This is a genomic window from Staphylococcus parequorum, assembly GCF_039237145.1.
GTDB classification, from domain to species: Bacteria; Bacillota; Bacilli; order Staphylococcales; family Staphylococcaceae; genus Staphylococcus; species Staphylococcus equorum_A.
This window is the reverse complement of record NZ_CP150682.1, coordinates 1,319,758-1,333,899: the sequence shown is the minus strand read 5'-3', so window position 1 is coordinate 1,333,899 and position 14,142 is coordinate 1,319,758. Positions and strand designations below refer to the sequence as shown.

Below are 14,142 nucleotides of genomic sequence, written 5' to 3'. Positions count from 1 at the left end.
GGTTATTCTAAACCAGCTCTTTCAAAAATAGTGTCAACTTGGTTTAAATGGTGTTTTGGATCGAAACATTCATCTAAGTCTGCTTCAGATAATAATGTTGTAATTGAACTGTCTTGTTCAATTAAAGTTCTAAATGGTGTTTTAGTTTCCCACGACTCCATAGCCTTAGGTTGTACTTTATCATATGCTTCTTCACGTGCCAAACCTTTATTAATTAACGCTAACAATACACGTTGTGAGTAAATTAAACCAAATGTTTTATCAATATTTTCAAGCATATTATCTTCAAATACTGTCAGTCTATCAACAATATTTGTAAAACGATTCAACCCGTAATCTAATGCAATCGTAACATCTGGAAGCATAATACGTTCAGCTGAAGAATGAGAAATATCTCGTTCATGCCATAATGGCACATTTTCATAAGCTGTTGTTACATAACCTCTTATTACACGTGCAATACCTGTAATATTTTCAGAACCAATTGGGTTACGTTTGTGTGGCATTGCTGATGAACCTTTTTGTCCTTTAGCAAATGCTTCTTCTACTTCACGTGTCTCAGTTTTTTGTAAATTACGTATTTCCACGGCAAATTTCTCCATTGAAGTACCGATAAGCGCAAGTGTCGCAATATAATAAGCATGACGATCACGTTGTAGCGTTTGCGTTGATACCGGAGCTGCATCTAGACCTAAATTTTCACACACATGTGCTTCTATTTCAGGTGGTATGTTAGCAAAAGTACCTACTGCACCACTCATTTTTCCAACTTCAATTTCTTCTCTCACACGTTTAAAACGTTCTAAATTACGTTGCATTTCTGTATACCAAAGCGCCATTTTAACACCAAATGTTGTTGGCTCAGCATGCACGCCATGTGTACGACCCATCATTAATGTATATTTGTAATCTTTTGCTTTTTTCGCTAATACTTCAATAAATCTTTCTAAATCTTTTTCAATAATGTCGTTTGCCTGTTTAATCACATAACTTAACGCAGTATCTACTACATCAGTTGAAGTTAAACCATAATGAACCCACTTACGTTCTTCACCAAGTGTTTCAGAAACTTGTCTTGTAAATGCGACTACATCATGACGTGTTTCTTGTTCAATTTCCTGTGCACGTTCAACATCAACCTTGGCGTTTTCACGTATTTTTTTGACGTCTGCCTCAGGTATATCACCTAGTTTACTCCAAGCTTCACAAGCAAGTATCTCTACTTCCAACCAAGCTTCATAGCGATTTTGATCAGTCCAAATATTAGACATTTCTTCTCTAGAATAGCGTTCAATCATTGAAATTAGCTCCTATCTTACATAAGTTTTAGTTCACAAACCTCAAAACATGTACATTTAAGTTCGTTTCCACTTTAAAGTTCGTGTTTGTTCTTTTCAATACTAGTTTACCAGAATTACTTTGAAATGTATAAGCCTTTTAAGCCTACTATAGAAATTATTTAGAATCAAAGTATTAAAAAAGAGCCCGAAACATAAATACATGTATCAGACTCCCATACTTATCATTCTTGTAATTTGCCTACGAACTCAATTTCTTGTTTTAGTACCTCTACGCTGCCATCTTTATTTTCTTTGTAAACGGGCTTTTCAAAACGTTTAACTGGTGTATAACCAGCTTCACGCATGCGACCCAAACAATCTTGAATTGACTCGTGTTCTTCGACTTTGAATTTTTGTTGTTTTTTCATATGCTTTCAACTTCATCCGTATCATATTGTTTAAGTTTTTTACTTTTAACACCTTTCGCCCAGAACCCACCATGAATCGTACGTGGTTCGTATGCGACCATAAATGCTTTTTCATCAATTTGTTTAATCGTCTCGATTAATTTAGCTTCAAAACGTCTCGGTGTAAGAATTTGTAAAATCAAGCGTTTGCCATCTCGGCCGTATGCAGTATTATGTGTTACGCCATACCCTAAATCTCTTAATTGTCTTGGTAAGTCTAACTCATACGCAGATGAAGTTACATTGACTACTGTATATCCAAGTGCTAGTTTTTCTTCAATCTTCATACCTACAATAATACCTATTGAAAAACCAAAGGCGTATGCAAGCACATTTTGGATTTGATCCAAACTAGACATTACCATACCTAAACCAATAACATATACAAGAACTTCCAAGAAGCTCACGATTGCAGCTACATAGCGATAACCTTTAAGGGTTAATATCGTTCTCATCGTTAGACACGTTACATAAGCAACGTTGATTATAAAAATGGCTAAAACCATTAACCATGGCGTAGATGTTATCACTGACATGTCCATTTTCCTTTCTGTTACATTAAATTCAAGTAATTCTATCAGTAAGTTTATATTTTGTCACTAAAAATTTTCTGTTGTAACAGTTAATTTTTGGGCCATGTGTGTCTTGTATAAGCTAGTTCTCTTTTATGCACACTCTTAACATAATGATGTTCAATAACTTCTTGTGCATCATCTGGTACTGATTTTCCCTCTAAATAATCATCTATGTGATCATAACTCACACCTAATGCCTCTTCATCTGGTAACTGTGGTTTGTCTTCTTCTAAATCTGCAGTAGGTACTTTTTCATATAAATGCTTAGGCGCTTTTAAATACTTTAATAATTGTCTACCTTGGCGTTTATTCAAACCAAATAGTGGTGCAATATCAGCAGCACCATCACCATATTTCGTATAAAAACCAGTTACACTTTCAGCCGAATGATCTGTACCAATCACTATACCTTGTTTGTTTGCAGCAATTGAAAATTGTGCTTTCATACGTTCACGTGCTTTTTCATTTCCCTTTTGAAAATCAGTAAGTAGAATGCCCGCATCTTTTAGTGACTGCACGCTTTGATTTACAGCTGATTTAATATTGACCGTTACTACTTCATCTGGTTGTATGAACTTCAAAGCATCTTCAACTTCGACTGCATCCTTTTGTTCACCATATGGTAATTTAACAGCAATAAATTGGCAATGAATTTTTTCTTCTTTTAATTCATTAACCGCAATTTGACATAGTTTACCAGCTAAAGTGGAATCTTGGCCACCTGAAATACCTAGCACTAAAGATTGGATAAAAGAGTGAGATTGTACATAACTTTTAATAAATTGAATAATGCTACGCGCTTCTTGTTCACTGTCAATCATTGGTTGGACATTCATTTCTTTAACAATGATTTCTTGTAAATTACTCATTTTCTTCCATCTCCTTCACATGTTCTGCGACTTCAAATATACGTTTATGTTTATTTTCCCAACATGCTGTGCTTAAATCTATAGGATATTCTTGTGGGTTAAGATGACGCTTATTTTCATCCCATAGATAGGTGAGATTTTCTTTCAAATAAGTTTGTGCTTCTTGTTCACTTGGTAAATCATATACTAATTTACCGTCTTTATAAATATCATGATGTAAATCTTTCGCTATAAATGATTTTATAAATTTCATTTTGTAGGTATGGACAGGATGGAAAAGTTTAAGCGGCGTCGTTTCATATGGATCTTCATGATCCAATGTAATATAGTCCCCTTCAGCTTTGTTCGTTTTTTTATTAATGATACGGTATACTTTTTTCTTGCCTGGCGTTGTTACTTTTTCTGCATTATTTGAGAGTTTAATACGATCAACATATGCGCCTGTACTATCTTCTACAGCAACGAGTTTGTAAACTGCACCAAGTGCTGGTTGATCATAGCCTGTAATTAATTTAGTACCTACACCCCATGAATCAACTCTTGCACCTTGGGATTTCAAACTAGTGATTGTCTGTTCATCTAAATCATTTGAAGCAATAATTTTTGCATCTGTAAATCCAGCTTCATCTAACATGCGTCGCGCTTCTTTAGAAAGGTAAGCAATATCTCCTGAATCTAATCGAATACCTACAAAATTAATTTTGTCTCCTAATTCTTTTGCAACTTTAATTGCTGTTGGAACACCAGATTTTAGCGTATGGAATGTATCTACTAAAAACACACAGTCCTTATGGCGCTCGGCGTATTTTTTAAAAGCAATATATTCATCACCATAAGTTTGTACCATTGCATGTGCGTGTGTACCAGATACTGGAATGCCAAATAACTTTCCTGCTCTTACATTACTTGTAGAATTGAAGCCACCAATGTACGAGGCTCTAGCTCCCCATAAGGCTGCGTCCGCTTCTTGCGCACGGCGTGTACCAAATTCCATTAACATATCATCCAGCGCAACTTGTCGAATACGACTTGCCTTTGTTGTAATCAAAGTATGGAAATTTACTATATTTAATAGCATCGTTTCTATTAATTGAGCTTGTATCAATGGTGCTTCTACTCGCATTAATGGTTCATTGCCAAAACAAAGCTCACCTTCATGCATTGAGCGAATATTACCTGTAAATTTCAAGTCTTTTAAATAACTCAAGAAATCCTCTTGATAGCCAATAGATTTTAAATATTCTATATCTGATTCTGAAAAATGAAATTGATTTACATATTCAATCACACGCTTTAATCCATTAAAAACCGCATAGCCACTGTCGAATGGCATATTTCTAAAATACAAATCAAAGACTGCTAATCGTTCATGAATACCATCATTCCAATAACTTTCAGCCATATTTATTTGATATAAATCATTATGCAATACTAATGTATCGTCTTCGTATTGGTACACAAAAATCTCTCCAATCAGCTTTTCTATTAGTTTAGCATAAAAGAAACGTTGTTAGCACCTGAAATACCATCCTATTTAATAGCATTCGTGCAACATTTTCAGATTGCTAATGTTCATTATTTTAAATTTTGATAAAAGTGTGACATTACTAACGACAAAGTAGTGACATTTATATTTTTATAATTAAAAATTAACTGTAATCACTTATAATACTAAGTGAGGTGTTTATATGTTAAATGAAGCTAAATCATTTATTAAAACAATGCATAAAGAATTAAGTTACGATGAACATGCTACATTAGATAGAATTAAAGAAATTGAAATTGCTATTCAAACAAATGGCACGTATGAACATACAGTTGAAGAACTTACTTATGGTGCTAAATTGGCCTGGAGGAATTCGAATCGTTGTATTGGTCGATTTTTCTGGAATTCATTAACTGTAGCAGACGCAAGAGATATTCAAACTGAAGATGAATTTATAGCTACAATTGAAAATCACATAACAACTGCAACAAATAATGGGAAAATCAAACCTTATATCACTATCTTTTCACAGCATCAGCCACCCCAAATTTATAATAATCAACTCATCAGATATGCCGGTTATTCAGATCAAGGTGACCCTGCCGAACGAAGTATAACGCAACTTGCTGAACATCTTGGATGGAAAGGAGAACATACTCACTTTGATGTCTTACCTTTAATTTATAAAATGCCTGAAGGTAATTTAAAGTATCATGTTTATAACCCGGAATTAATAAAAGAAGTTCCTATAGCCCATGACCGCTATCCAAAGTTAAAACAACTCGGTTTAAAATGGTATGCCGTTCCTATCATATCAAGTATGGATTTGAAAATTGGCGGCGTTACATATCCCACAGCACCATTCAACGGTTGGTATATGGTAAATGAGATTGCTGTTCGTAATTTTACAGATAGCTATCGTTATAATTTGCTAGAAAGTGTTGCAGATGCATTTGAATTTGATACACTTAAGAATAATTCTTTCAATAAAGATCGTGCACTTGTTGAATTGAATGATGCAGTATATCATTCCTTTAAAAATGAAGGCGTCTCTATTGTTGATCATTTGACTGCTTCTAAACAGTTCGAACGATTTGAAAAGAAGGAAACAAAAGAAGGAAGAGATGTTACTGGTAAATGGTCATGGTTAGCACCTTCGTTATCTCCAACATTGGTGTCAAATTATCATCATGGTTATAAGAATGAAATTCGAGAGCCTAATTTCTTTTATAAGCAATCAACATCTAAGGGTTGTCCATTCCATTAAAACTCTATCCTTACACATATGAACAAGGGGTAACGTCACATGAAACTTTATTATTTAGGCCCAAAAGGGACATTTTCATACTTAGCAGCAAAACAATATAAATCAGAATCTGAAATGGATTTTGAAGCCAAATCTAACCTGTACGAAGTTGTACAAGCTGTTTCTAACGATGATAACAGTATCGCCGTAGTACCAATTGAGAATTCAATTGAAGGGACGATTAATATTGTCGCAGATGCATTAACGCAACAAAATATTTTTGCGCAAGGTGAACTTCATTTAGACATTCAATTCGCGTTGTATGGTTCTCAAGATGCTACAGTAAATGATATCTCAAAAGTTTATTCTATTGCGCCTGCGATTAGTCAAACGAGCCAGTACATACAAAAGCAAGGCTTCACGTATGACTATGTAGACAGTACGATTAAAAGTTTGGAAAAAATAACTAATCACGTTGGTGCCATTGCACCTTTAGGTAGTGGCGAAGCATACGGCTATTCACCTATTGCGGAAAACATACAAGACTTTCCACATAATGTAACGCGCTTTTTAGTCGTGAGTAACCAACCGAGTAGTATCGAGGATGTAGAAGATGCGAGCGATACATTATTACTCATCACGCCTCAATTTGACAAGCCTGGTTTATTAGCAAGCATATTAAATACTTTTGTTTTATTTAATATTAACTTGTCTTGGATTGAATCTAGACCTTTAAAAACACAACTTGGAATGTATCACTTTTTTGTGCAAGCAGACACACCAATCAATGAAGATTTGGCCAAAGTTATTAAAATTTTAAACACATTAGACTTCCAAGTTTCAATTATTGGTTCATTCAATAAATTAAGTTAATTTTATTTTTACGTAAATCCATTAGACAAACCAAAAACCCTCCATTCATTATTTAGAAATGGAGGGTTTTATTTATCTATATAATTATTTAAGTGGCAATGGTTTGGTTACATCTATACCTAATACTGGTGGTACTAGGAAGTAAACAACGAGTACAATAACTACAATGCTTATTATGTTGGCCCAAAAGCCGACAGATGCCATCTTTTTAATACTAATACGTCCTGTACCAAATACAATTGCATTCGGTGGCGTACCTACTGGAAGCATGTATGCACAGTTTGCCGCCATAGCTGCAGGCACCATTAGTAATAATGGATGAACATTTACAGCAACAGATAACGTTGCAAGAATTGGTAAAATCATCGTTGCAGTTGCAGTATTTGATGTGATTTCAGTTAAGAATAGTACAAATACGGTAATGACTATTACAATAATTAAAGGACTCACACCTTCTATCAATTTCAACTGATCGCCAAGCCATACTGCTAATCCACTTGATGCTATCCCTTTCGCTAACGCAAGCCCTCCACCGAAGAGTATCAGTACGCCCCACGGTAAATCTTTAGCCACGTCCCAATCTATAATACGTTTATGTTGTGCTTTGTTCTTCGCAGGAATTAAAAATAGTAAGACTGCGATAAACATGGCTATGGTCCCATCTGCTATTTCTGAGGTGTATGTCCAATTTTTCAATAAAAATTCTCTACTTATCCATAAGAAACTGGCAAGCATGAACACAATTAAAACTACTTTTTCTTCATATTTCATCTTACCTAATTCGTTTAGTTTCCTTTTAATTAACGCTTTTCCACCTGGTAATTCTTTCATATCATGTCTAAAAGCTATATATCTTATGTATGCCCAAATTATGAACAATAAGACAATAACTGTTGGCACACCAATAATCATCCATTTAGCAAAACTAATTTCTTCACCAAATGCAGATTGATATTGTCCCTTTAATATAATTAAAGGCGGCGTCCCAATTAAGGTTCCAAGACCACCGACTGTACCAGCATAACCAATTGCTAATACTAAAGATTGTTCAAACTTAGTAATACTTGAATCTTTAGTATCTTTACTTTTTAATTCATTGGCTTCTTTAATAATTGCTAGACCAATCGGAATCATAATCATAACAGCAGCAGTGTTCGATACAAACATGGATAAAAAACCAGTCGCAATCATGAATCCTAGCAAAATCTTTCCTGTACTTGTCCCTAATGTATTGATAATTGTTAGAGCAACCCGGGTATGTAAATTCCATCTTTCCATGGCAATAGCTAAAATGAATCCCCCAAGGAATAAGAAGATAATATCATTACCATATTGCGCTGAAACTTCTTCTGGACTTAAAACATGTCCAATTGGCATCAGTATTAATGGTAATAAACTCGTTGCTGCAATCGGAATGGCTTCAGTAATCCACCACGTTGCAATCCAAAGTGTTGTTGCTAAAACAAATATACCTTTAGTTGATAAACCTTCAGGCTGTAAAAATAGTAATGTTAAAACAAATAATAGTGGCCCCAATATTAAACCTATTAATTGTCCACTGTTATAAGACTTCTTTTCTTTCTTGTTAGAAAAAAACATTAAATAATGTGACCTTCTCATATCCCCTTTTTTCAAATCGTTCATATTCGTCCCCCTCTAAAGTTACTTTTCTGAATATTCATAACATTTCTTAGTTTATAACATAATATAATCCTAATGAAATATCAATGCTAAACCGCTTACATATAAAGTCTTTATGGTGTCAACGTAGCATTGTAATCATGTTTAATTAAACTTAACAATATTTTAAATTTTATCATCATAAGATAAAAATAAATTCTTAGTGTCCTTCAAATACATTTTGGGCGGCCATTCATCAAATTCATTTTGAGCAATAAGTATATTTTTATGTTTTATATTATTATAACTTTGAATCCGAACTGCATATTTCTCCATCGCTCCAACAAATTTATTTTGATAAATATTTAAATTACTCCCAGCTTGAGTTGATCTTTGTTTCCCTTTTAAATCTTTTGCATTTTTACCATCTTTAACTGCTAAAAAACGAACACCACCAGCACAGTTTTTAAAAATATTATGATGAATATACGTATCTTTATATTTTAAAGGTGTTAGTGCATATTGCTTTATCTCTTCAAATGTATTAAAACGAATATGAATATTTTGATAAAATTGATTATAACGACTTGCATGAGAACCAATCGCCCTGTTCCATGACTGCATCGTAGGCGTATTTGAATTGCCAAAATAACAATTTTCTATTATTACATTTTTTGTAATCGTTCCGTCTGTCGTCCCAAATTTAGGAAAAGCACCTGGTACTTGAATATCTAACTGAATTGCTTCTGAAAACGTTCTTGTCCCATCACTATCATTGAATCCTAAAAATTTACAATTATTTATATATAATCCATTAACTCCACATGCATCCAGCCCATGGCCACCTATAATGTCTTTAAAGGTCACATCGACGATTTGAATATCTTGGGCATGTCCCATACACATTGCTGTATTATTATATGGGAAAGCATAGCCGTTCATATCAAATGTTCCTCCTGCAATATAAATATGGCTATTGCCGTTATAACCATGATAAGGTTTAAACCTTCTACCATTTTTGAGTAATGCATCTTTCCCACATCTTTTAAGGACTGCGCCTTCATCTAGCAACAATGTTGTAGACTCATAAATAACCAATGACTTGCGTATATGAAATTCACCTTTAGGTACATATATCGTTGTCGAAGGATGTTTTTTTGCATAATTCAATGCACGTTGCATTGCTCGTGTATCTGCGCTTTTACTTTCACCTTTTAATCCAAATTGCTTTGCATTAATCATCATAGGACAATCCCTCTCTTTCTCAATACTTTATAATAAACTTAATTGAGTATTTTCAAACGCGCTTGTTGTAGCTTTATTGATTTATCTACTTAGTATATAATACTTATTATCTTTAATATTAGGAGTGTTCGCAAATTATGAAAAAAAGTGCACTTATTGTAGTGGATTATTCAAATGATTTTGTTGCAGATAATGGAAAAATGACTTGTGGCATTCCAGGCCAACAAATTGAACATTATATTGTGGAAAGAATTGAAGCATATAATAAAAAACAACAGAACATTTTCTTTATGATGGATTTACATTTTGAAGAAAATAGTTATCATCCTGAGAATAAGCTCTTCCCTCCTCACAATATTCTAGGAACATCTGGGAGAGAACTTTACGGTAAAGTAAATGATATCTATCAAAATATATTATTTAATGATCACATACATTTTTTAGATAAAACACGTTATGATGCTTTTTGTGGTACTTCGTTAGATATTTTGCTACGAGAAAGAAATGTAACACATTTAGAAATTGTTGGTGTATGTACCGACATTTGTGTATTACATACAGCGATTACTGCCTATAATTTAGGTTATTCCATTAGTATTTCACATAAAGGCGTTGCTTCATTTAATCCAACGGGCCATGATTGGGCTTTAGATCATTTTAAAAATTCCTTAGGTGCTGAAGTAGAATAACTATGCAAACTCATGATAAAATAACATTAACTATATAAATAAGGAGAATTTAGATATGGCAAAAACTTATATTTTCGGACATAAAAATCCAGATACAGATGCTATTGCATCTGCCATCATCATGGCAGATTTTGAACAACAAACAGGTAATTCGGAGGCTGCGTCTTACCGTTTAGGCGAAATAGGCCCTGAGACGCAATTTGCTTTAGATCATTTCAAAGTAGAAGCGCCAGAATTACTTAACGATAATCTAGCTGATCAAAATGTTATTTTAGTTGACCATAATGAATTCCAACAAAGCGCAGATTCAATTGCTGACGCTACAATTCAACATGTCGTAGATCACCACAGAATTTCAAATTTTGAAACTGCAGCGCCTTTATATTACCGTGCTGAACCAGTTGGCTGTACAGCAACAATTTTATACAAAATGTATAAAGAACGCGGCTTTGAAATTAAACCTGAAATTGCTGGCTTGATGATTTCTGCAATTATCTCAGATAGTTTATTATTCAAATCACCTACATGTACTGAAGAAGATGTACAAGCTGCAGAAGCATTGAAAGCGATCGCCAATGTTGACTTAGAATCTTACGGTTTAGATATGTTAAAAGCAGGTGCTTCTACAACAGACAAATCAATTTCAGATATCTTATCTATGGATGCAAAATCTTTCAACATGGGAGATTATTCAACTCATATCGGACAAGTTAATACTGTGGATATTGATGAAGTCTTTGCACGTCAAGAAGAATTAACACAAGCTATGTTAGAAACAAGTGCAAATGAAAAATATGATTTATTTGTATTAGTCGTGACTGACATCATTAATAGTGATTCTAAGATTTTAGTAGTGGGACCTGAAACAGACAAAGTAGGTAAAGCTTTCAATGTTGAACTTGAAAACAATACTGCATTCTTACCTGGTGTAGTTTCACGTAAAAAACAAGTTGTACCACAAATTACAGAAGCTTTAAACGAAGTCGTTTAATATATATGATAAACACTGAGTGGACAAAGAAACTAAACACCTAACCACTCAGTATTCTGGAACATAGTAAATATGTTCCAGTTTTTTATCCATTTCCATAAGCATAGCGACATCTCATACTAGGAGGAATATCATTTGAATTCAATAGAGCAAACTTTCCATAATAGTAAACAATATTTTAATACTCACGAAACCAAAGATCTTAAGTTTAGAAAAAAACAACTCAAACTGTTGGGTAAAAGTATTAAAAATCATGAAAATGAATTACTCGACGCACTTCAACAAGATTTAGGAAAAAACAAAGTGGAAGCTTATGCAACCGAGATTGGATTCACTTTAAAAAGCATTAAGTCAGCACGCAAAGAGCTTAAAAATTGGGCGAAAAGAAAACAAGTGAACACGCCCCTTTACTTATTCCCTACTAAAAGTTATATCATGAAAGAGCCTTATGGTACTGTCTTAATTATCGGACCTTTTAATTATCCTTTCCAATTACTTATTGAACCATTAATTGGCGCAATAGCAGCCGGAAATACAGCTATACTTAAACCGTCAGAATTTACACCACACGTTGCAGATATAGTACAACAAATTATTGAAGATGTATTCAACACTGAATATATTAGTGTATGCCAAGGCGACGCAGAGACTACACAATCACTTATACATTTACCTTTTGATTATGTCTTTTTCACTGGCAGCGAAAAAGTAGGGCGTATTGTCTATCGTGCAGCTAGCGAAAACTTAACACCCGTTACTTTAGAATTAGGAGGTAAATCTCCTGCGATTGTAGATGAGTCAGCAAATATCAAAGTAGCGAGTGAACGCATTTGTTTCGGGAAATTTACGAACGCTGGTCAAACTTGTGTGTCGCCAGACTATATTTTAGTTAACCGAAAAGTCAAAAGCCAACTCATCGCGGCACTCAAAAATACAATCACTGAATTTTATGGTAAATCTATACAAGATAGCCCAGATTTCGGTCGTATCATTAATCAAAAACATTTCGATCGTTTAGACCATTTATTAAATGTTCATAAAACAGAAATTGCATTTGGTGGTCAATCTGATGCAGACGATAAATACATCGCTCCAACCATTTTAGATGGTATTACTTTCGATGCTAAAATAATGGAAGATGAGATTTTCGGCCCTATTTTACCAATCATTCCGTATGATGATTTTGATGAAGCGATTGATTTAATACGTACTAAACCTAAACCACTCAGCTTATATTTATTTAGCGAAGATGAAAATGCAACAGAACGTGTACTTCATGAAATTTCATTTGGTGGCGGTGCGATTAATGATACGTTGATGCACCTCGCAAATCCAAACTTACCTTTTGGTGGTGTCGGGGCATCGGGTATTGGACAATATCATGGTAAATATAGTTTTGACACGTTTAGTCACGATAAATCTTATGTATTTAAATCTACAAGGCTTGAATCAAGTCTCATATTCCCACCATACAAAGGGAAATTTAAATACATCAAAACATTTTTCAACAAATAGAAAATCACCTAGTATGGCAATGTATTATCCATACTAGGTGATTTTTTAATTTTTTCAGTTGTCTTTATTTTAAAAATTGTACACAAACGCCCTCTGGTGCTGATTCATGATGATCAACTTTTTCTAATTCTCCCGTAATTTTATCACGTTTGAAAACCGTCAATGTATAGTCACCTTCTTGGTGTGCACAAACTAAGAAATCGTCTGAGTCAGTAATGTTGAAATCACGTGGGAATTCACCACCACTTGATACAATATCAACAAATGAAATCGTTGAACCATCATCGCTTACTTTAAAAATAGCAATACTATCGTGGCCTCTATTCGTGATGTATAAGAATTTTTGATCGTGTGACTGTCTTACTGCTGCTAATTTTGTATCACCTTCAAAATTTTCTGGAATTGTTGAATGTCGTTGGATTTCGGTGAATTTTCCATCCTCATATTTTACTGTACTTACGACATTTGATAACTCATGGACAACATAAGCAAACTTCCCATTTTCATGAAAAGTAATATGTCTTGGTCCGTCCCCTGGTTCAAAATCACTCACCGCATGTTCACTAAAACCATGATCATTAAATTCGTATGTTACTATTTTATCTGTACCTAAATCGATTGCAACTACATATTTTTCATCTGGTGTTGTACTGATAAAATGCACATGTGGCTGATCTTGTCTTTCATGTGGTCCAGTTGGATAATTGTGCTCTAACTCTTGAATCAAACGTATGATTTCACCTGTTTCAGGATTCGCTTCATATAAGCGCGCTAATCCAGCACCATAAACAGACTCAAAAACAAACTTTCCGTCTGGTGACACATCTACATAACAGCCGCTACCCTTTGTAGATGCGAGGCATTTATTAATTAAACTGAGTTTACCATCTTCTTCTATTTTAAGACTTGCAACACCGCAATTATCTCCTTCACGTGTTACAGCATATAAAAATGAATTATGTTGATTTACATAAGTTGATGCTTCTAATTCATATCCTGTTTCAACTTCTGTTACGCTTCCAGTTTGTTCATCTAATTCAAAACGATAAACGCCTTTGCCCTCTTTTTTTGTATACGTACCAATATAACCTGTTGTCGTCATGTAAACCCCTCCATATTGTTATAGTTTCATTTTAATAAATATCTATACTAAATGACAATATAATGATTATTACCACTTTCTATCAAAGTACAATTAAATTTTTCATGCTTTATTAATTTAAAATAAGGAAAAACTTCTTGCAATTACACGAACGTATGTTCTATTATTATGTTGAGGTGATTTT

13 protein-coding genes are annotated in these 14,142 nt (G+C 33.9%); 5 read left to right on the top strand and 8 right to left on the bottom strand.

The window, feature by feature from the left end:
* Positions 1-2 precede the first annotated feature (2 nt).
* The 5 genes from purB to AAA453_RS06300 all read right to left on the bottom strand — a co-directional run bounded on the left by purB (position 3) and on the right by AAA453_RS06300 (position 4,650).
* On the bottom strand, positions 3-1,298 hold the full coding sequence (gene purB, locus AAA453_RS06320; protein WP_069815021.1) for an adenylosuccinate lyase: 1,296 nt from the start codon (positions 1,296-1,298) through the stop codon (positions 3-5).
* 224 nt (positions 1,299-1,522) lie between these two features.
* The gene (locus AAA453_RS06315) at positions 1,523-1,708 is read right to left on the bottom strand and encodes an NETI motif-containing protein (protein ID WP_002507181.1); all 186 of its coding nucleotides are present in this window, start codon (positions 1,706-1,708) and stop codon (positions 1,523-1,525) included.
* A complete protein-coding gene (locus AAA453_RS06310) occupies positions 1,705-2,283 on the bottom strand; it encodes a DUF2179 domain-containing protein (protein WP_046466261.1) in 579 nt (192 codons plus the stop codon). The genes AAA453_RS06315 and AAA453_RS06310 overlap by 4 nt, the downstream gene beginning before the upstream one ends.
* A gap of 86 nt (positions 2,284-2,369) precedes the next feature.
* A complete protein-coding gene (gene nadE / locus AAA453_RS06305) occupies positions 2,370-3,191 on the bottom strand; it encodes an ammonia-dependent NAD(+) synthetase (RefSeq protein ID WP_427706940.1) in 822 nt (273 codons plus the stop codon).
* Entirely contained in the window at positions 3,184-4,650 is a 1,467-nt protein-coding gene (locus AAA453_RS06300; RefSeq protein WP_427706937.1) for a nicotinate phosphoribosyltransferase, read from the bottom strand. The genes nadE and AAA453_RS06300 overlap by 8 nt, the downstream gene beginning before the upstream one ends.
* 229 nt (positions 4,651-4,879) lie before the next feature.
* Between AAA453_RS06300 and AAA453_RS06295 the strand changes: the two genes are divergently transcribed.
* Both AAA453_RS06295 and AAA453_RS06290 read left to right on the top strand, forming a co-directional pair.
* Complete coding sequence (locus AAA453_RS06295; RefSeq protein ID WP_427706936.1) at positions 4,880-5,944, top strand: nitric oxide synthase oxygenase; 1,065 nt, start codon at positions 4,880-4,882, stop codon at positions 5,942-5,944.
* A gap of 39 nt (positions 5,945-5,983) precedes the next feature.
* Positions 5,984-6,796, top strand: a complete 813-nt coding sequence (locus AAA453_RS06290; protein ID WP_285324009.1) for a prephenate dehydratase — start codon at positions 5,984-5,986, stop codon at positions 6,794-6,796.
* 84 nt (positions 6,797-6,880) lie between these two features.
* Here the strand turns inward: AAA453_RS06290 and AAA453_RS06285 are convergent, their stop codons facing one another.
* Together AAA453_RS06285 and AAA453_RS06280 are read right to left on the bottom strand one after the other, a co-directional pair.
* Entirely contained in the window at positions 6,881-8,440 is a 1,560-nt protein-coding gene (locus AAA453_RS06285; RefSeq protein WP_427706934.1) for an SLC13 family permease, read from the bottom strand.
* Between the two features lie 162 nt (positions 8,441-8,602).
* Complete coding sequence (locus tag AAA453_RS06280; protein ID WP_427706932.1) at positions 8,603-9,661, bottom strand: glycosyl hydrolase family 28-related protein; 1,059 nt, start codon at positions 9,659-9,661, stop codon at positions 8,603-8,605.
* Positions 9,662-9,798: 137 nt separating this feature from the next.
* Between AAA453_RS06280 and AAA453_RS06275 the strand changes: the two genes are divergently transcribed.
* The 3 genes from AAA453_RS06275 to AAA453_RS06265 all read left to right on the top strand — a co-directional run bounded on the left by AAA453_RS06275 (position 9,799) and on the right by AAA453_RS06265 (position 12,856).
* Complete coding sequence (locus tag AAA453_RS06275; RefSeq protein ID WP_046466268.1) at positions 9,799-10,350, top strand: cysteine hydrolase family protein; 552 nt, start codon at positions 9,799-9,801, stop codon at positions 10,348-10,350.
* Positions 10,351-10,405: 55 nt separating this feature from the next.
* Positions 10,406-11,341: a manganese-dependent inorganic pyrophosphatase gene (locus tag AAA453_RS06270; RefSeq protein ID WP_427706930.1), complete on the top strand. Its 936-nt coding sequence runs from the start codon at positions 10,406-10,408 to the stop codon at positions 11,339-11,341.
* A gap of 135 nt (positions 11,342-11,476) precedes the next feature.
* Complete coding sequence (locus AAA453_RS06265; RefSeq protein WP_427706928.1) at positions 11,477-12,856, top strand: aldehyde dehydrogenase; 1,380 nt, start codon at positions 11,477-11,479, stop codon at positions 12,854-12,856.
* Positions 12,857-12,920: 64 nt separating this feature from the next.
* On the opposite strand, the gene pglS is transcribed toward AAA453_RS06265, so the two are convergent.
* The gene (gene pglS / locus AAA453_RS06260; RefSeq protein ID WP_046466271.1) at positions 12,921-13,958 is read right to left on the bottom strand and encodes a 6-phosphogluconolactonase; all 1,038 of its coding nucleotides are present in this window, start codon (positions 13,956-13,958) and stop codon (positions 12,921-12,923) included.
* Positions 13,959-14,142: the final 184 nt, after the last annotated feature.

Coding starts and splice junctions, on each gene's coding strand:
- nadE (WP_427706940.1), bottom strand. CDS start 3,191: ATGAGTAATTTACAAGAAATCATTGTTAAAGAAATGAATGTCCAACCA.
- purB (WP_069815021.1), bottom strand. CDS start 1,298: ATGATTGAACGCTATTCTAGAGAAGAAATGTCTAATATTTGGACTGAT.
- AAA453_RS06280 (WP_427706932.1), bottom strand. CDS start 9,661: ATGATGATTAATGCAAAGCAATTTGGATTAAAAGGTGAAAGTAAAAGC.
- AAA453_RS06275 (WP_046466268.1), top strand. CDS start 9,799: ATGAAAAAAAGTGCACTTATTGTAGTGGATTATTCAAATGATTTTGTT.
- AAA453_RS06315 (WP_002507181.1), bottom strand. CDS start 1,708: ATGAAAAAACAACAAAAATTCAAAGTCGAAGAACACGAGTCAATTCAA.
- AAA453_RS06285 (WP_427706934.1), bottom strand. CDS start 8,440: ATGAACGATTTGAAAAAAGGGGATATGAGAAGGTCACATTATTTAATG.
- AAA453_RS06290 (WP_285324009.1), top strand. CDS start 5,984: ATGAAACTTTATTATTTAGGCCCAAAAGGGACATTTTCATACTTAGCA.
- AAA453_RS06270 (WP_427706930.1), top strand. CDS start 10,406: ATGGCAAAAACTTATATTTTCGGACATAAAAATCCAGATACAGATGCT.
- pglS (WP_046466271.1), bottom strand. CDS start 13,958: ATGACGACAACAGGTTATATTGGTACGTATACAAAAAAAGAGGGCAAA.
- AAA453_RS06310 (WP_046466261.1), bottom strand. CDS start 2,283: ATGTCAGTGATAACATCTACGCCATGGTTAATGGTTTTAGCCATTTTT.
- AAA453_RS06295 (WP_427706936.1), top strand. CDS start 4,880: ATGTTAAATGAAGCTAAATCATTTATTAAAACAATGCATAAAGAATTA.